The sequence below is a fragment of the Marinimicrobium sp. UBA4509 genome (assembly GCF_002388575.1).
Classification (GTDB): domain Bacteria; phylum Pseudomonadota; class Gammaproteobacteria; order Pseudomonadales; family Cellvibrionaceae; genus Marinimicrobium; species Marinimicrobium koreense.
In genome coordinates this window covers 135499-153409 of sequence record NZ_DGMV01000051.1, presented here as the reverse complement: position 1 = coordinate 153409, position 17911 = coordinate 135499, and the positions used below count along the sequence as shown (strand labels likewise).

General features: G+C 55.2%; 19 protein-coding genes and 2 tRNA genes. 17 read left to right on the top strand and 4 right to left on the bottom strand.

Features of this window, described 5'->3' with window-relative positions:
* Positions 1-236 precede the first annotated feature (236 nt).
* The 7 genes from B3520_RS09680 (at position 237) to B3520_RS09650 (ending at position 5912) form a co-directional block, all read left to right on the top strand.
* A complete protein-coding gene (locus tag B3520_RS09680; protein WP_123636833.1) occupies positions 237-1028 on the top strand; it encodes a PhoH family protein in 792 nt (263 codons plus the stop codon).
* A gap of 380 nt (positions 1029-1408) precedes the next feature.
* Entirely contained in the window at positions 1409-1858 is a 450-nt protein-coding gene (locus tag B3520_RS09675; protein WP_286804257.1) for a hypothetical protein, read from the top strand.
* Between the two features lie 94 nt (positions 1859-1952).
* Complete coding sequence (locus B3520_RS09670; RefSeq protein ID WP_286804258.1) at positions 1953-3362, top strand: KAP family P-loop NTPase fold protein; 1410 nt, start codon at positions 1953-1955, stop codon at positions 3360-3362.
* A gap of 57 nt (positions 3363-3419) precedes the next feature.
* Complete coding sequence (locus tag B3520_RS09665) at positions 3420-4295, top strand: hypothetical protein (RefSeq protein ID WP_286804259.1); 876 nt, start codon at positions 3420-3422, stop codon at positions 4293-4295.
* 87 nt (positions 4296-4382) lie between these two features.
* A complete protein-coding gene (locus tag B3520_RS09660) occupies positions 4383-4859 on the top strand; it encodes a hypothetical protein (protein ID WP_286804260.1) in 477 nt (158 codons plus the stop codon).
* 134 nt (positions 4860-4993) lie between these two features.
* Positions 4994-5380 carry a tautomerase family protein gene (locus tag B3520_RS09655; RefSeq protein WP_286804261.1) on the top strand — a complete coding sequence of 129 codons (387 nt, stop codon included), beginning with the start codon at positions 4994-4996 and terminating at the stop codon, positions 5378-5380.
* Between the two features lie 70 nt (positions 5381-5450).
* A complete protein-coding gene (locus B3520_RS09650) occupies positions 5451-5912 on the top strand; it encodes a DUF6998 domain-containing protein (protein ID WP_286804262.1) in 462 nt (153 codons plus the stop codon).
* A 76-nt stretch (positions 5913-5988) separates the two neighbouring features.
* On the opposite strand, the gene vapC is transcribed toward B3520_RS09650, so the two are convergent.
* Together vapC and B3520_RS09640 are read right to left on the bottom strand one after the other, a co-directional pair.
* Positions 5989-6387, bottom strand: a complete 399-nt coding sequence (gene vapC, locus B3520_RS09645) for a type II toxin-antitoxin system VapC family toxin (RefSeq protein WP_286804263.1) — start codon at positions 6385-6387, stop codon at positions 5989-5991.
* The gene (locus tag B3520_RS09640) at positions 6384-6578 is read right to left on the bottom strand and encodes a type II toxin-antitoxin system VapB family antitoxin (protein WP_265367421.1); all 195 of its coding nucleotides are present in this window, start codon (positions 6576-6578) and stop codon (positions 6384-6386) included. The genes vapC and B3520_RS09640 overlap by 4 nt, the downstream gene beginning before the upstream one ends.
* A gap of 169 nt (positions 6579-6747) precedes the next feature.
* On the opposite strand from B3520_RS09640, the gene B3520_RS09635 reads away from it, so the two are divergent.
* A complete protein-coding gene (locus tag B3520_RS09635) occupies positions 6748-7602 on the top strand; it encodes a DMT family transporter (RefSeq protein ID WP_286875932.1) in 855 nt (284 codons plus the stop codon).
* Between the two features lie 76 nt (positions 7603-7678).
* Positions 7679-8788, top strand: a complete 1110-nt coding sequence (locus B3520_RS09630; RefSeq protein ID WP_286804265.1) for a helix-turn-helix transcriptional regulator — start codon at positions 7679-7681, stop codon at positions 8786-8788.
* Positions 8789-8843: 55 nt separating this feature from the next.
* Here B3520_RS09630 and B3520_RS09625 read toward each other — a convergent pair whose 3' ends face one another.
* Positions 8844-10169 (bottom strand): glycoside hydrolase family 2 TIM barrel-domain containing protein, encoded by a 1326-nt coding sequence (locus tag B3520_RS09625; protein WP_286875930.1) that lies wholly within the window; start codon positions 10167-10169, stop codon positions 8844-8846.
* A gap of 341 nt (positions 10170-10510) precedes the next feature.
* On the opposite strand from B3520_RS09625, the gene B3520_RS09620 reads away from it, so the two are divergent.
* Entirely contained in the window at positions 10511-11695 is a 1185-nt protein-coding gene (locus tag B3520_RS09620) for a helix-turn-helix transcriptional regulator (RefSeq protein ID WP_286804268.1), read from the top strand.
* A gap of 46 nt (positions 11696-11741) precedes the next feature.
* On the opposite strand, the gene B3520_RS09615 is transcribed toward B3520_RS09620, so the two are convergent.
* The gene (locus B3520_RS09615) at positions 11742-12071 is read right to left on the bottom strand and encodes a hypothetical protein (RefSeq protein WP_286804269.1); all 330 of its coding nucleotides are present in this window, start codon (positions 12069-12071) and stop codon (positions 11742-11744) included.
* A 147-nt stretch (positions 12072-12218) separates the two neighbouring features.
* Between B3520_RS09615 and queE the strand changes: the two genes are divergently transcribed.
* From queE to bamC, 7 genes are all read left to right on the top strand, one after another.
* Positions 12219-12869: a 7-carboxy-7-deazaguanine synthase QueE gene (gene queE, locus B3520_RS09610; RefSeq protein ID WP_286804270.1), complete on the top strand. Its 651-nt coding sequence runs from the start codon at positions 12219-12221 to the stop codon at positions 12867-12869.
* A gap of 16 nt (positions 12870-12885) precedes the next feature.
* The gene (gene queC, locus B3520_RS09605; protein ID WP_286804271.1) at positions 12886-13566 is read left to right on the top strand and encodes a 7-cyano-7-deazaguanine synthase QueC; all 681 of its coding nucleotides are present in this window, start codon (positions 12886-12888) and stop codon (positions 13564-13566) included.
* Positions 13567-13671: 105 nt separating this feature from the next.
* Positions 13672-13747: transfer RNA gene (locus B3520_RS09600), tRNA-Lys, on the top strand.
* Between the two features lie 44 nt (positions 13748-13791).
* Positions 13792-13867 (top strand) — tRNA-Lys (locus B3520_RS09595).
* Between the two features lie 495 nt (positions 13868-14362).
* On the top strand, positions 14363-15424 hold the full coding sequence (gene nadA / locus B3520_RS09590; protein ID WP_123636849.1) for a quinolinate synthase NadA: 1062 nt from the start codon (positions 14363-14365) through the stop codon (positions 15422-15424).
* 175 nt (positions 15425-15599) lie between these two features.
* On the top strand, positions 15600-16475 hold the full coding sequence (gene dapA / locus B3520_RS09585) for a 4-hydroxy-tetrahydrodipicolinate synthase (RefSeq protein WP_123636850.1): 876 nt from the start codon (positions 15600-15602) through the stop codon (positions 16473-16475).
* Between the two features lie 59 nt (positions 16476-16534).
* Positions 16535-17701: an outer membrane protein assembly factor BamC gene (gene bamC, locus B3520_RS09580; protein WP_286804272.1), complete on the top strand. Its 1167-nt coding sequence runs from the start codon at positions 16535-16537 to the stop codon at positions 17699-17701.
* The last annotated feature ends 210 nt before the right edge of the window (positions 17702-17911 follow it).

Here is a 17911-nt window from a genome sequence, read left to right as displayed (position 1 = left end):
AAAGCATTGACCCTTCGATAAAAAGCACCTACTATTTTTGGTAAGCGCTGATTCACCAGTGCGTTTGTCACCCACCTGCCAAGAGGAGGAGCCTGCCAACAGAACATGTCGGGGCGCCTCTGTCACCCCGAAAATCGCGTTACCTTTTGAGTCTTACAGGGCCGGGGCCTTGGCCATCCGTAGCGTTGCCAGCCCGAGTTGTCCCTGTTCACCTGGAACCTGATGGGGATTTATCCATGGCGAAACGATCTCACGCGAAGCGCAAAAGACATCAGAACCACGCCGCTGAAGAGCGGTTCCACCAAGACGACCGCGGCCGACACCGGGCACCCCCCAACGGCAACATCGTCGAAATCAATGCCTCCCGACAACTGCAGACCGCTTACGCTCCACCCCGCGCCAACAAACCCCTCACCGCCTACACCACCGCCCAGCAAGACTACATCGACGCTATCCAGCGCTACCATCTGACCTTCGGTATCGGCCCTGCCGGTACGGGCAAGAGCTACTGCGCCGGTGCCATTGCCGCCGAAGCGCTGGAGTCCGGGCGAATTGAGCGGATCATCCTCACGCGGCCCGCCGTGGAAGCGGGGGAACAACTGGGCTTCCTGCCCGGCGCCCTGGATGAAAAGTTCTCGGTTTACATCGACGCGTTTCGTGAAATCCTCGCCGAACGACTCGGCGCCGGTACCGTAGACTACTGCCTGCGCCACGGTCGAATCGTCGCCGCGCCCCTGGCGTTTATGCGCGGTAAAACCTTCAACAACCGGACCTTCGTCATTCTCGATGAAGCCCAGAACACCTCACCCGCACAGATGAAGATGTTCCTGACCCGCATCGGCGAAGGCTGTAAAGTGGTCATCAACGGGGATATCGAACAAAGCGATATTCGCGGACACAACGGCCTGGCGGATGCCGTGAACCGGCTCGGCGATCTACCCAATGTGTATATCCACCAATTCGAACGAGCCGACATTGTGCGCAGCGGGCTGGTCCGGGATATTATGGACCGATACGAACTCACCTGATCCCCATCGTCTTCCGGCGCCTTCGGGCGCCGGGTTTTCTGATGCCCCTCTAGCCGAAAACTCGAAGTAATTCCCAAGACTATTTGTTGATCAAAAAATGATCGACTTATACAGTATATTGGCGAGTACTCTGAAAATTGGCGTTCGCCACGTCTTTACAGTGCACGCTTTCTCACCGACGAAAATAAAAAAAACAAATTAAATCAATGAGTTACTGATATTAAGTCGGTAGATAACAGGCGACACCGGGGACAAAACCGAGCCGGCACGCTTTCCGTCTGGCCGATCTGTGCTAAAGTTTCAGACAATTCACTAATATCAATGAGTTAGCGGCTTTGACCGGGAAGCGTGCTGGCTCAATGTTAAAATGTTAGCGAAATATGAAAGAACTTGTTGCTCTTCACAAACATTGGTGTACGGCCGATTCTGTCAAAGTGGTCGTTGGCCCTCCTGTGGCTACGGGCTTACCAGATGGCTGTCCGGAAGAGCTAGTAGCTCAAGCCGAAATGCATTCAGCATTCCTAAGGATCGCCACTTGGTACTCTTTGCTTTATGTGGTGGTTGAGGGCTACAGAGAGTTGAAAATTGAAGATTCACAGATAGATGAACTTCTTTCTAATGATCAAATGGTCAATGGGTTGAGGCGATTTCGAAACGCTATTTTTCACTATCAAGATGATCCGCTGGGGCCAAAGCTCATGACATTCTTAGAGATGGCGGAAAGTGAGGTGTGGGCAGGACGGTTACATCGGGCTTTCAAGTCGTACTTCGAACGCGCTTTGCGTATCAAAGAGATTATAGAATCAGTAAATGAAACGGGCGAACGCTAACAAAGGTAATCACCGGAAGTATTTTTGTTCCGGCGCTGCCTTCTCAAAAATACTCCGGTGTTACCGGCGTTAACCTCACAAAGGGATGAGTGTTTTGAAGTTAAAACTAAACCCAATACGAATTGAGCCAAGCGATCCTTTCAAATATGATCTTTTGGGTAGAAAGGAAGAAATAGTTAATCTGTCCTTACTAGTATCAAACGTAAACTCCCCAGCCGTGATAGCAATTGATTCGCGATGGGGGACGGGGAAGACAACTTTTATTCGACTGTGGGAGAACCACCTTAAGGAGGATACTTGTCCTTCTCTATACTTCAATGCTTGGGAGACCGATTTTTCGGATGATCCACTGGTCTCTTTCTTAGGTGAGATGAATGAGGGGCTAAAGGCTCTCATTGGTGCCAATGAAAAAGCAAACGAGGCATGGGAGAAAACCAAAGCTGCCGGAAAACAAATTGCAAAACGAGGAGTTCCCGCATTGGTTCGAATTGGCACTGCGGGAATAGTTGATGCTGATAAATTAATTGAAGATGAGATGATGAAAGCAGCCGGGTCATTGGCTGGTGATGCACTCGACAACTACCTACAACAAAAACAAGCAATATACGAGTTCCATGCCGCCTTGACTAACTTTATTGAGAAATCATCCGATGGTAAGCCGCTCGTAATATTTGTCGATGAACTGGATCGATGTAGGCCAAACTATGCAATTGAGTTGCTGGAAAGAATCAAGCATTTGTTCAACACAGAAGGTTTGATCTTTGTGTTAGCACTCGACAAAGAGCAGCTAGGTCATTCGATTGAAGCCGTCTATGGAAGCGGAATCGATTCAGTTGGATACCTTCGCCGTTTCATTGATTTTGAGTATCAACTGAAAGAGCCTGACAAGGCTAGCTATATTGATTCGCTGTTTTCTGCGCTACAACTAGACAAATTTTTTCAACCAAGGAAGAAATACGGGGAGCTACGGCACGACGAAGACCATCTAAAAAATGTATTTTCAATGCTAGCAACTAACCTTCGACTGTCATTGAGAGAAATCGAACAATTCCTTGCAAGTATCAATATTGCAATTAGAACCGCTAAGGAAACCGAATATCTTTTCCCTGCATTGTTGGTTTTCTTGCTCATTTCAAAGCATTTCAAGTCAGACGCATATCAGCAATATGTCTCAGGAGAGGGGGGTGAGTTGGAGCTAATCAATTACCTTTATGAAGTCGTGCCAGAGAGAAATAGGGGTGAGAGTTTTGAATGCGCGTTAGTCGAAGGTCTTCTAATAGCCGCTAAGAGCGATCAATTTAAAAATGCCGAATCGCCGATAATTCTGAGACACAAAGAAATACTTCATAATGACGAACTGGGATACAATGAAAGACAATACTCTGAGACAGTTTTAAATGTTGTTAACAGGCCGGCAGGGGTGGGTCATGGTGTAAACCTAGACCGACTCAAAGACCGTATCGATTGGCTTTGTAGATTCGAATTTTCCGATGTTGAAGGCTAACAAAGCGCTGCTGTTGGAAGAAAATTCTGCAGAGCGCGGCGTTATGAGGGCTAGTTTGTGACGGTAACTCCCCACCTGTTCGGAAAGGCAGGTGATGTTTATCCCAAAATTCTGAGGGATATTGTCAGCGAAGCTGCTGGAGTCTCATACTTCTTTATGGATATAGAGCAGTATAAGGCTCTCCCGCTAAGCCAGAGGAATAAGATCTATTGGGAAGAAGTTCTATATCGGGTTCATTGGGCTGCGGTTGCTAACTCAATCCGTCATCTTCGCTGGTTTGATGCGTGCGTTGTCCATGCCACGTTGCAGCCAAATTACCTAGCATTCTGTGCAGCCTTGCGAGGTTTTCTCGAGTCTGCCGCAGACACCAAGTATTCTCTTCAGCCTGTTTCACTAACAATTGCTGATTCCGCAGCGAGCATCATTGAGGCGCTGAATGGGAAGCTCAACAATTCGCTATTTCAAAGCACTGAGCTGGAGAACGCTCTCATCCATTTCCATCACGCTCGTAAGGTTGGGAGAGAAGAGGCTGTCCCTCCAGCTCACAAGGCTGAAACTGCAGCGAAATATGTAGCAGCAATCGATCACCCGAATTATCCAGTTAGGGATCTATACTCGGAATTGTGCCAAGTAGTGCACCCAGCAGAACCCTCTCTACATTGGCTTACGCAGGTAGGAGAAGGCGGTTGGAAAGTAGGGAAGCAAGATGATATCGGAAGTATCCAAACGCTAGTGGATCGATACAAGGACAGTGTCAGTTGGATTCAGCAGAACTCGGGAAATATCATAATTCTGATGTGTCAGGTATTAAATTCACTGCCAAAGAAACAGTTGCATGTTGAAGCTGTGCGCCTCTGGAGCATGAGCGAGCTCCAATTATACAAAAAAATTAAAAATGGATTTGGCCGTCACGGTTTGCGTTGGCCATCATAGCCATTCGCGTCAGTTTTCGACCGTAGGCCGCCGGACGTCTCTGGCGGGTCGCCGCTGCGCTCCGCGTTTACTTGAGGAGGTGCATAGTTGCTAAAAACGTTTATTAGAGGTCTAGTGTTTGGCGCCGGCCTTTCAACCGCTTTGGTCGTCTTCGGGATAGCGCTGGCTGTTTACCTAAAATCGATGAATGGTTCTGATGCCCCAAAAGTCGTTCACGACTATAGTGATTGGAATTCGTTAAGCGACGAGGAAAAGATCCAAGAAGCCTCAGCAATTGCAGTTATTAGGTACTCAGATGGAGAAGAAGGCCAAAGACTCGCGATAGTAGAGGCTATCCACAAAAGAACCCCTGACGTTGAGATTTACTATGAAAGTGGGGATTCCTGGCCTAGCGCAGATTACTATCCGAGACATCAACACGATGACCGTACTGGAGCCGTTGTACTGTTCAGAGGTTCTACGGCGAAGGACTTGTCCACTTGGTATATGTATGACGAGAGGATTGCAGCGCTAGGCGATATGCCGCTAGAGCTACTGGTGAAGAAGTTCAATGAAGGCGTATAACCAAGCGCACCAATCACCGCCTTCGACGGTGGGACGCTCTGAACCTGCACCGCTTTGACGGACACTTTGAATGTGAAATTGGTTCAGGTCCACTGCGCTGGTTATAACTGCGTTGCAGGTATTAAGGAGATAGCATGATTATTGTTTATGGTATCAAGGATCAGCTAAACCCAATAAAGGCCAAGATGTCGGATGTCATTCATGGCTGCATGAAGTCCGTTCTGGGTATGCCGGAAGATAAGCGTGCGCATAGGTTTGTGCCCCTGGAACGAGAGGATTTCTATTACCCTGGTGGCAGAAGCGAAGCCTATACAGTCATTGAAATCAACATGATGTCCGGCCGGAAACCGGAAACTCAAAAGGCTCTTATCAAGGCGCTGTTTTTAGAGCTCGAATCACAGCTATCCTTGGCGCCTGTTGATGTTGAAATTACGATCAAGGAGCAGCAGCCCCATCAATGGGGATTTCGCGGTATGACAGGGGATGAGGCAAATGACCTCAAGTATAAAGTCAACGTGTAGAAAAGCCATTAAATCCGCTCCCTGCGGTCGCCGGACCTCGTTTCACTCGGCCGTTTATGGTAGACGTTAAATGTCTATGATCGATCACGATAAATTCCGGAGCTTGGTCACTCAGCTCTACGCCACGGTTAATGAGTTGGAGGCCATGTTCCCGGGTAGGCATTTTACCCCCGATGGTCACATGGTTGGTAGTTTGGGTGAATGCCTCGTGGCCGATGCATACAATCTTGAGCTGAAGACAGCGTCCAACGAAGGCTATGACGCGGTCACCGATACCGGCGTGAAAGTTGAGATTAAAGCTACGCAATCTAACACTGTTGCATTCCGGAGCCAGCCGCAGCATGCAATCATCATCAAGATCTTGCGTGACGGTACATTCGAAGAAATCTATAACGGGCCAGGAGCCCTTGTTTGGGAGCAGTTCAAAGGTAAACGGTTACCGAGTAATGGCCAGTTTCAAGTCTCTCTCAACAAGCTCCGGAAACTCAATCAAACAGTGGCTAATTCGGATCGTGTGCCGAGGGCCATTTAACGAGCGCTTCAGTACGCGGCGGGTGGCCGCCGGGGAGCTCCTCCCCCCAATTCCATGGGCGCGCAAGCTGCAATCGTCATGTGTATGCCGCGTTGCGCAATCCCAGGTGCTCTACGAAGGGTAGGAAATCCTTATCTGAGAACAATAAAGGGAGGTTGTGCTCAATACAGTACGACGCAATGATGACGTCCGCGGTTTTCCGTATCGTTATACCTTTCTTGCGGAGCTTTCGGAAATTATCCGCACTCTTTATCGCCATCTTTTTTCCGAGAAGATCAAATACCGTAAGTTCCTCCAACAGCTTCTTGGCAACCTTATAGTCCTTTTCGTGCCGAAACCCTTGAAGTATTTCCGTGAGAATCAAGTCGCCGATGGCAACGGCACGATTGCCCAACGTGCGGTCGAGAAAATCGGCTTCTGCGGAGTCGTTACCGATGAAGTAGTCAATCCAGACGCTGGAATCCACAAGGATCACGAAGCGTGCCTCATGTCGTCCAGATCGCCCGACCATTCCAGCTTGCCTCTGAAGCGCTTGATGCCTTCCTGTTTTTTCAGTTTAATCAAGGCCTTAAGTCCTTGCTCTACGGCCTCTTTCTTGGTTTTCAAGCCCGTGACTTTAAGCGCATCGCTCATCAGTTTGTCGTCAATTTCAATATTGGTTCGCATGATTTTAATCTCCACAATGTGTATATTTTTTAGTATAGGTACACATGGCAGTTGCGTCAATCCAGACGGGGTGGCGGTTGACGCTCCAAGCCCGCCCCTTATGCGAGGTGCTGCAACGTTTTGGTGGTAACCTTGATCGACACAGATTGACTGCCGGTAAGCGTGCTCTATGCCCAACACTCGACTTTTCTTCATTTCCCTGCTCGCCATGGTGGCCTTCGCGGGCAATTCGCTGCTCTGCCGGGTTGCCCTGGCCGCTGGCGAAATCGATGCGGCCAGTTTCACAACCATACGCCTTGTATCGGGGGCGGCCATCCTTGCTGCCCTGGTGAGCTATCGGCGTAAGCCACGTGCAGTTGGGGGAAGCTGGCTGTCGGCGTTTGCGCTGTTTGCCTATGCGGCGGGCTTTTCATTTGCCTACCTTGATCTGTCCGCCGCCACGGGCGCGTTAGTGTTGTTCGGTGCGGTTCAGGCGACCATGATTGGTGTCGGGGTGTGGTCCGGCGAGCGCCTTAATGGCCGTCAGATCCTCGGTGTTCTGGCGGCGGTGGCTGGTCTGGCGGCACTGTTGCTGCCGGGGGTGGAAGCGCCGCCGCTGTCTGGGGCGCTATTGATGCTCGGGGCTGGTGTTGCCTGGGGTGTGTACTCCCTGCGCGGGCGCGGCCTCGGTGATCCCACCCATGAAACGGCGGGAAACTTCATTCGTGCGGTGCCGATGGCCGTGGTATTGAGTGTGTTGTTTTACTCAAGCGTGGAGATCGCGCCCCTTGGGGCGCTTTACGCGGTGGCGTCGGGCGCGTTGGCCTCCGGCCTGGGGTATGCGATCTGGTATATGGCACTGCCCCATCTAAGGGCCACGACGGCGGCCACGATCCAGTTGAGTGTCCCCGCTTTGGCGGCGGTCGGCGGCGTGATCGTTTTATCGGAGCCGGTGACGCTGAGGTTGGCCGTGTGCTCTATCGCCATCCTGGGCGGGGTGGGGCTGTTTATTGCCAGCAAGCGTGGCACAGCTGGTAGCCAATGATCGACGAAAAAAAGGTAAGATGAGCGTTTGTCAGGATCAAGTTCAATAATAAAAATGTGATTTCAGGGTAAATAACATGGCAGTGATGCTGCAAAATGAGCCTGAACTGTTGCAGGCGCTTTATCATTCTCTTACTGACCGGGAAGGTTTTCATGCTTTTCTCGAAAAGCTGACTCTCGCCATTGGCGGTTGTGCGGCGCAGTTGCTGGTGATTCAGCGTCAGCCGTTGCGTATGGAGCACCTTTGGTATCACGGCCTGACCCGGGAGTTTCTGGACTGGTATCTGGAAAACAACATGATTGCTCAGGATGTGGTGACCAATCAGGCGGTCAAACAGTCCCCGGGCCTATTTCAGTCCGCTTTGCCCCTGTTGCCGGACTTCCGGCCCGACCAGGATTATTCCCGGTGGGAAAATGATCAGGATATGCTCGACTCGGCCTGGCTGGTGGTCGACACTACCCCTACCCATAGTATTGTACTGACCATTCAACGAACCGTGGCCCAAGGGCCTTATCAGCAGTCTGAGCTCGACTCACTCGATCGGTTGGTGCCGCATATCCGGCAGGCGGTTCAGTTGTATCGGCAACTGGAAGCACGCACTCAGGATGATGCCACTCTGGCCGCGGTGATTGACGTTCTTCCGGATGCCACCTTTTTGCTGGATAGCCTGGCGACAGTGCTGCACTCCAATAAAGCGGCCAAAGACCTGATAGACCGCGAGCGGTGCCTGGTGGTGCGCGACCAACGTTTTAACTTTGCCGAACAGGATGTACACCGAGCCTTCTTCCGGGCATCGGCGATGGTCGTCCGATCCAGCATGGGCAAGGAAGACTATTGTAGTGAGACGCTGTTTCTCAAACGGGCGGGGCGAAGCCCTTTGATTTTTGTGATACGTCCCATTGAGAGTGGCGAGCTATTGGCCGGTGGGGCTCTGGTAACGGTCTATGAGCCGGATAGCAGGCCTCTTCCCCGCGCGGTACACATCGCCAGCTACTTTGATCTGAGCAGTGCGGAGGCTCAGGTTTGCGAGAGGTTGGTGGCGGGGCGTGAAGTGCAGGCAATAGCCGATGAGCTTGGGCGCAGTGTTGAAACCGTGCGCTCTCATCTCAAGCATATTTTCCAGAAAACGGGTTGTTCGCGACAGGGAGAGTTGATCAGTCGGGTGCTGGCGGCGCTGTTAAGGTAGGCAGGTATCCGGCCCGGGGACGGATACCTGCCTATTGACCCTTCTGTAACGTCTGTTACTCGTGGTCTTCGGCGCTACCGACAAAGAAGGGCACGTTGGCGGCGGCGGCCCGGTTGTGCTCCGTGGTCACATAGGCAAACAGCCGGTAGGGACCAGTTGCGTCCGGAGCGGTGAAGCGCATGGTGCCGTTGCCCTGGTCTTCCACGATCAGGCCCGGAACGCTCTCCGGCCGGTCCTCCCGGTCGCCGCCGGATTTGATGTCGGTGCTCTCCGGCAGGAACTCCCAACGAATGTTGAAAGGCTCGTTGTCCGGATGCGTCACGCTCAGGGTGACCTCGTAGGTTTCGCCCGGCTGAAGATAAATGCTGTCATAGGCCGTCTGATCGTCGATCCGGAAGGATTGGATGCTCGGCGCGCGGTGTTCGGGCCATTCGCCGCTCCACAGGTGGTGCATGGTGTCGACCACTTCGGTGGCGTGGCCGGATTCCAGGAACAGGCCGTACCAGGTGGGTGTGGTTTCCTGTTTTTGCCCCCACAGGAAGGCGTAGGAACCCAGCCCTTTTTCCTCGTCGGCGAGGATGGCGGATTCATAGCGCTGTCGGTAGGCGGCGGCTTTTTCGGTGCTGGTCTGCTCGATGGGGACACCCCAGGCGGTGTTGGCAATTTCCCAGTGCCCGGTTGGGCCCCATTCGGTGACGGCGTAGGCGCCTGGCCAGCCGACGTCCCGCACCTTCTGGGGTAGGGTGTCGAGTTCGCCGTAGGTGTTTATGCTCAGGTAATCAATGCTGGGCACCCGCTCCTGGATCAGGTCGGACTTTTCCTGATCAATGCCGGCGGTCACGGTGGTGATCAGGTGGTGCGGGTCAAGCTCCCGAATCATCCGGGCGATGTCTTCCACCGCGTACCAGACGTTGGTGTCGGTGTAGAACAGGTCCAGCTCGTTGCCGATGCCCCAGGTGAGCAGGGCGGGATGGTCTTTGTAGCGCAGTACCTGCTCCCGGATTTGCGCTTTCTGTGCTTTTACCGCCTCTTCGTCACTGTAATCAAAGCCGTGGCGCTCTTTGCCCATGCGCAGCCCCAGCATGACCGTCAGGCCGTGCGCCTGGGCTTCGTCGAGAATGCGTTCGGCGTTATCGGTGTCCCAGGTGCGCACCGAGTTCGCGCCCGCCTCGGCCAGTTGCTCCAGGCGACTGGTGCCGCCCGCGCCTCTGATGAAGTAGGGATCGCCTTCCCGATAAATCGAGTAGTGGCCATTGTCGTCCTGCTTGAGGGTCGCCGGAACGGCCTGGGAGTCGGTGGATGGCTGCTCGGCCGTGTCGGTTGGACCGCAGGCGCTTAACGCCAAAAGGCCGCTCAGCAGCAGAAGCATTTTTGTATTCATTCGGTATCTCTCTTGTTATGGCATGACCGGATCGGTTTCCGTCGGGCAATTGTTATGGCAGATGGTCAGAGTGACAAGAGATGGGCGTAAAGTGGGACCTGAAAACCGCAAGGTGGGAAGTGGGACGCGAGGGTTTAGGCATTTCCCGCAGATATGGTGCGACTGCTGGCACTCAGCTTTCTTTTTTAAGACGATTTGGTTATATTTTGGTTATTCCCTCATTGGAAAATAAAGCCCAGATTTGGGTTCAATAATAATCTCGCCAGTTTTTGCGTGCCCGGAAGTTATCGCAACAGGCGGTCCCTGGTGCCCGGTGTCATGCCGGTTAAGGAGCCTTTTCCTTGAACGATCACTTCTCTCCCGCAAACCCTCAGACTGATCAGCAGGCCAGCTTGCCCTTTCCTGCCTTGAAAGGCGAGGAGCTCCATGCTTATAACGAGCTGGTCAGCACGCTCTATCGCAGCCTGCACAATAACGCCGGTTTTCAGCATTTTTTTGATGCTTTCCAGAAGCATTTCAAGGCGCTGCAAGGTGGCATTCTGGGTGTCACTGCCAACCCGCAACGCATCTTGTACGGCTGGACCTTTGGTTACCCGGATGGGTTTGAGGAGTGGTACATCAACAGTGACCTGCCCGAGCGGGATGAAGCGCTGACGCGCTATGTTCAGTTGCCGCCACGCCAGTTCGATTCATTTTTAAGGGGCGATGTCAGTCGTACCATCCTTGATATTCTGGGGCCGGAAAGCCGAGCCTGGGCCGAATCGGTAGGCATGGGTGATAGCACGGGTATGTTGGTGACCCGGGAAGATGGCGTCAATGTGGTGTTCATGGCCAACCGCCATCAAGACCACGGTCCCTACACCGACAGTGAGCTGTTGCAAATGAATCTGTTGGCACCGCACATCGAAAATGCCGTTGCCCTTCACTTGAAACTGTATCAATCCAGCAGCGATAACGAGAACCTGGCCATGGCGCTCAACCATGTGCATAAGCCTCTGATGGTATTCAATGCCTTGGGTAATGTGGCCGAAGCCAACAACGCCGCCAGAGCCTTGCTGGACAGCACAGGTAATCTGTTTGTTGGTGAGGACCGGCGGCTGCATAGTCGTGACAGACGCATGACCCGTAAGCTGCATGACGCCATAACCACATGTATTGTGCTCTCCCATAAAGGCGTTCTGGAGTCGCAGACTCTGTTTATCCAAAACGGCCAAGCGCGTGTGTCCGTCTGTCTGACACCTCTGGTCACCGAACACCCGGAAAACAATGGTGTGCTGGCAGAGCTGTTCAGTTTCGACACCACTCTGTCCCCCGACCTCGACAAGTTACAGTCTCTGTTTCAATGTTCACCGGCAGAGGCTGCGGTCGCCGGCGGTTTGATGAGGGGGCTCAGCACTAACGATATTGCCGAGGAGCGACATATATCCATTCATACCGCCCGCCAGCATATCAAGAGTCTGCTGGCCAAGAATGGCTATCGAAAGCAGACTGAGCTGGTCTCAATGTTGGTGCGGGCGCTCGGCTGATTCGACTGTCTTTCAGCCTTGTTTTGGGGGCGTGTAGCGGTAGTGGCTACTCTTCGACCCATTCCCAGCGAACCGGCTGCCCGAAATCATCCAGAATCATTTTCTTCCGGGGGCGCTTGGGTTTGGGGCGCTTGGGCGCGGGGATGGGGTGCTTGCGGGATTCCACCCGGGCGACCACTTCGGTCATGGGGGTCCGTCCGGCGAGGGGGGTTTCGCTGGCGCGGGGCGTGAACAGGGGGGTAAGAGGCCCCTTGGGGTCGATGCGACCACTCAGGCCGCGGGGTACTTCCTTCACCTTGCCGCCGGAGCGCAAATACTCTTCCAGCTGTTGGTCGAGCTCGGCGCGGATTTCACGTTTGGTCTTGGTGGGTTTCATAACACTCGCGGCAGGAAAATCGGGCCAATCAACAAGAATACCAGCCTGCCGCCGGGGCGGCAAACCCGGCGGGCTCGCATCTGCTGCGGCCTTTGGGTAAACTGCCCGCTGTTAAAGCCCCCGTCAGCGCCACCGGCCCGGAAGTTCATGACCGACGACAGTCTCCGTATTACCGAAATCTTTTACTCCCTGCAGGGCGAGGCCCGGACCTTGGGGCGCCCGACGGTGTTTGTGCGCCTGACCGGTTGCCCCCTGCGCTGTCATTACTGCGATTCCGAGTACGCCTTTCACGGCGGCGAGCGTATGACGCTGGCGAGTATCCTGGAGCAGGTGGCCGGCTATCAGCCCCAATACATCTGTGTGACCGGCGGCGAACCTCTGGCCCAGCCGAACTGCCTCCCGCTGCTCACACAGCTGTGTGATGCCGGTTACTCGGTATCCCTGGAAACCAGTGGCGCCATGCCCCTGGATGAGGTGGACACCCGGGTCAGTCGGGTGATGGACCTGAAAACGCCGGACTCCGGGGAACTCGACAAAAACCGCTGGGAAAACATCCCCCTGCTGCAGCCCCACGACCAGGTGAAGTTCGTGCTGTGCAGCCGGGGCGATTATGAATGGGCCAAGTTCAAGTTGGATGAGTACCGCCTGGCCGAGCGGGTCGATGATGTCCTGTTCTCCCCGAGCTTCGGGCAGCTCGAACCGCGCCAGTTGGCCGACTGGATTGTCGAGGACAACCTGCCGGTGCGCTTCCAGATCCAGATTCACAAGCTGCTCTGGGGCGACGCCCCGGGGTACTGATTGAGGAGCAGCCATCATGGCGAACCCGAAAGCGGTCATTCTGGTCTCCGGTGGTCTCGACTCCACCACGGCTCTGGCCATCGCCCGCAGCGAGGGCTACGACTGTTACACCATCAGCTTCGACTATGGCCAGCGTCACCGGGCCGAGTTGCACGCGGCTGAGCTCACGGCGCGAGCCGGGGGCGCGATTGAGCATAAGGTCGTGAAACTGGATCTGCAGAGCATCGGTGGCTCCGCGCTGACCGATGACTCCATCGCAGTACCGGAAACCGAAGGCGAGGGCATTCCGGTCACCTACGTGCCGGCACGCAACACCATTTTCCTGTCCATTGCGCTCGGCTGGGCCGAGGTGCTGGGCGCCAATGACATTTTTATTGGCGTCAATGCGGTGGATTATTCGGGTTACCCGGACTGCCGACCGGAGTATGTGGCGGCCTACGAAACCATGGCGAACCTGGCTACCAAGTCCGGCGTAGAAGGGCAGAAGTTGCATATCCGGGCGCCGTTGATGCGCTGGTCAAAGGGCGAGATCATCCGCCAGGGCCAGTCGTTGGGCGTGGATTACGCGCTGACGGTGTCCTGTTATCAGGCCAACGAGGCCGGCGAAGCCTGCGGCCGCTGCGACAGTTGCCGGTTGCGGCGCGCCGGATTTGAAGAGGCCGGGGTTCCGGATCCGACCCGCTACCGGGCAGGCTAAGCCGGGAGGCCGGGTTAAGCTGTTGGTTTGTTTGGCGTTTTTTTGCCTTTTTCTTTCAAAAGCGCTTGTTTTTTTTGTCTGAATCTTTATCATACGCGCCTCTTTGGGTCGTTAGCTCAGTTGGTAGAGCAGTTGGCTTTTAACCAATTGGTCGCTGGTTCGAATCCAGCACGACCCACCATCTTCGAAAATCCGGATGCCGCCGGGCATCATCTCGCCAGTTTTGGGTCGTTAGCTCAGTTGGTAGAGCAGTTGGCTTTTAACCAATTGGTCGCTGGTTCGAATCCAGCACGACCCACCATTTTCTCCCAGACCTATATTTGATCAAGTGCATAGGCGGTATTACGTCCGGCCTAAGGTGAGGTATACCGTTTGTAGACCCGCCGTGAACCCATCCATGGGGGCTTCTCGTCGGCATCCATGCCTCCGAGAGTCTACAAACGGTATACCTCACCTCAGGCCTCCGAGGCATGAACACCTTTTCAGTGTTCTCCGAGATCAGATGTAGGCGAGCGTGCTATCTCCAAGCAGCGTTCCGCTTACTGCTGCGGAGGGTGTGTATACCATTGTGAGACCGTCACCCGCCTGGACGGCGGGTGATGAGCCCCCAGGGATGGGTTTACGGCGTGTCTCACAATGGTATACACACCCGTAGCACTTTAATGCGAAGTGAGAGCAGATCAAGAAGGAATGCAGAGAGTGGAAGAGTGTCAAAAGAAGTAGCTTTGGGGCACTTTTCATCCCTGTGGTATTATGTCGCCCCAACCCGCTACAGGGGTACTTGTGAGGTGATTCTATGACCGCGGACAATGTAATCGTGACCGAAACCGCCCGGAAAACCCCGGAAGAACTGGTTCGGGAACACCTGGACCGCGCCTGGAGTGCCCCCCGGTATACCCCCGAACAAGAAGCAGAATACCGCGAGCGTATTAAAGCGTTGTTACAGAAACACAACGCCGTGCTGGTGGCCCACTACTACACCGACCCCATGATCCAGGCGCTCGCCGAAGAGACCGGGGGCTGCGTGGCGGATTCTCTGGAAATGGCCCGGTTCGGTAAAGAACATCCCGCCCAGACCCTGATTGTGGCCGGAGTGAAGTTCATGGGTGAGACCGCCAAAATCCTCACCCCGGAAAAGCGTGTGCTCATGCCCACGCTGGAAGCCACCTGCTCCCTGGATCTGGGTTGTCCCGCCGATCAGTTTTCCGAATTCTGTGATCAACACCCGGATCGCACCGTGGTGGTGTACGCCAATACCTCTGCGGCGGTAAAAGCCCGGGCTGACTGGGTGGTGACCTCCAGCATCGCGAAGGATGTGGTCGACTATCTCGATCAGAAGGGCGAGAAGATTCTCTGGGCGCCGGACAAGCATCTGGGCGATTACGTGCAGCGCGAGACCGGGGCCGATGTGTTGCTCTGGGACGGTGCCTGCATTGTGCATGAAGAGTTCAAGGCCCGTGGCCTGGAAGACCTCAAGGCGCTCTATCCCGAGGCGGCGGTGCTGGTGCACCCGGAGTCGCCGGAGCCGGTGGTGGCGCTGGCCGATGTGGTGGGCTCCACCTCGCAGCTGATCAAGGCTGCCCAGGAACTGCCCAATCAGGAGTTCATCGTGGCGACGGACCAGGGCATTTTTTACAAGATGCAGCAGCTGTGTCCGGACAAGACGTTTCATGTGGCGCCCACTGCCGGCAGCGGCGCGACCTGTCGCAGTTGTGCGAACTGCCCCTGGATGGCGATGAACGTGCTGGAAAACCTGGCGAGTGTCTTCGAACAGGACGATAACGAGATTCATGTGGACCCGGAATTGGCCCGCAAGGCCATGATTCCGCTCCAGCGGATGCTCGATTTCCGCAAATAAACCCCGGAAAGGGCCGGAATCCGGGCGCGCCGCTTGTGTCGTGGAGCGCCCCTCAGTACCATTGCGCCTTTGTGTTTCCCGCCCATGCCACGGTCACCGGCGCGCCGTGCGAACCCTCGGCAGGCGATGAAGTCAGAACCTACACGTTATAGTCAAGCTATTGGAGCTCCCGCGCATGATACAAGGCAGCATGGTCGCCCTGGTCACTCCCATGACCCCCGACAATTCCCTGGACTGGCCCGCCCTGCGCAAATTGGTGGACTGGCATTTGGAGCAGGGCACCAATGCGCTGGTGGCGGTAGGTACCACCGGTGAGTCGGCCACGCTGGATATCGACGAGCACCTGGCGGTCATCAAGGCCGTGGTGGAGCAGGTGGCCGGGCGTATTCCGGTTATTGCCGGCACTGGCGCCAACTCCCTGACAGAAGCGCTGGAGCTGACCCACGGCGCAAAAGCTGCCGGAGCCGATGCCTGCCTGCTGGTGACTCCCTACTACAACAAGCCGACCCAGGAAGGCCTGTACCTGTTCCATAAAACCATCGCCGAGGCGGTGGATATTCCCCAGTACCTCTACAATGTGCCCGGCCGCACCGGCGTGGACATGTTGCCGGAGACGGTGTTGCGACTGGCCGCGATCTCCAATATCAAAGGCATCAAGGAAGCCACGGGCGATATGGTGCGGGCGAAAACCCTGATAGAGCAGTCGCCGGAGGACTTCATTATCATCTCCGGGGACGATGCGACGGCCGTGGAATTGATGATTTTGGGTGGCAAAGGGGATATTTCCGTTACGGCGAATGTCGTACCCCAGGCTATTGCGGAACTCTGCGCGCTGGCGATTGAAGGCCGGGCGGAGGAAGCCCGGGCACTGAACGAACGGCTGATGCCGCTGCACCAGGCCATGTTCCTGGAGGCCAACCCGATTCCGGTGAAGTGGGCGTTGATGCAGATGGGGCGGATTCAGTCCGGCATCCGTCTGCCCATGACGCCACTGTCCGAGCGGTTCCATGAGCAGGTGACCGAGGCGCTCCGGGAGGCGGGCCTGGTCTGAGTGGTTGCCAGAAATAGATAACAGAGGTTCGCACAACTCACTGGAGAGTTTGGAATTTTATGCGCATTGTGTATTGGTTGTTGGTCGGGCTCAGCTTCACGCTGTCCGGCTGTAGTGCCCTGTTTGGAGAAGAGGGCTATTTCCGGAACCGCGAGGATGACTATCTTAAAGCCGCGAGTCTGGATCCCCTGAAGGTTCCCGATCATCTGAACGCTGAGACCGTGGGGAAGCTGTATGAAGTGCCAGAGCTGACCCAGGAAGACGTCGCCTACGCTCAGGACACCGAAGCGTTCGAGGCACCGCGCCCGGAAGCCCTGTCGGCCACCGCGCTGGTGGAGCGGGTGAAAATCCAGCGGCTGGATGACGACCGCTGGATTCTGGTCAACGTCGATCCGGCGGAACTCTGGCCTCGTATTCGGGCCTTCCTGGCCGACAATAACCTGCAGGTGGCGTCCACGGATACCGACCTGGGGTTGATGGAAACCAGCTGGCTGTCGTTCAAAGATGACCCGGATCGTATCGACCGCTATCGTATCCGCATTGATCGCGGGGTTCAGCCGGACACCAGTGAGATTCACGTGCTGCACATGAGCCTGGATCGCGATGAAGCCACCCAGGCGCAGCTCAGCCAATGGCCGGCCGCCTCCAGCAGCAAGGAGCGTGAAACCTGGATGGTTGATGAGTTGGCCGCAAATCTGGCCGCCGAAGATCTCGGCGCGGCCGGTGGTACCTCGCTGATTGCCCGGAATATCGGTGGTGCGGTCAAAGCCCGCATCACCAGCGTTGACAGCGAGCCGGTGCTCGAGCTCGAGCTGGCCCGAAGCCGGGCGTTGGCCACCCTGACCCACTCGGCCGAACAGGAAGGCTTTACCATTTATGACAGTGACCCGGCCTCGGGCGTGTTCTATCTGGGGTATCGCGAACCGCCGGAGAGCCCGCCGGGCTGGTTGGCCCGTCTGTTCGGGGCGGAAGAGAACCCCCAGCCGCCGGAAACGCCTTACAGCCTGGCCGATCTGCGGGAGGTCTTGCCGGACAACCTGTTGACCATGCCCGCGCAGGCGGAAGCCGCCCGGGAGCGGGCTCCCAAGGCTCCGGGACACCTGTTGATCTTTACTGAGCAGTCCGATGGCCTGTATCACGTGCGATTGCGCACCGCCTATGGGGAGCGGATGTCGGCGCGTAAGACCCGGGAAATGCTCTCGGTACTGCGTAAGAATCTGATTTAAAGGACGATCGATTCAAGAGCCGCTGGCATTGGCGGCTTGTGGGTCTTCAAAAACGCCAGCGAACCGGTTTCGCTGGCGTTTTTGCTGGGGCTTGCTTATTCTGAAAGAAAGCCGTAAAACAGAATTATTGATTATTTGGGCATAATGGCGTTCGGCCGTTACCCAGCGTGAACCTTCGGGGACTGGCTATTCAGCCGCCGGAATGGCTCG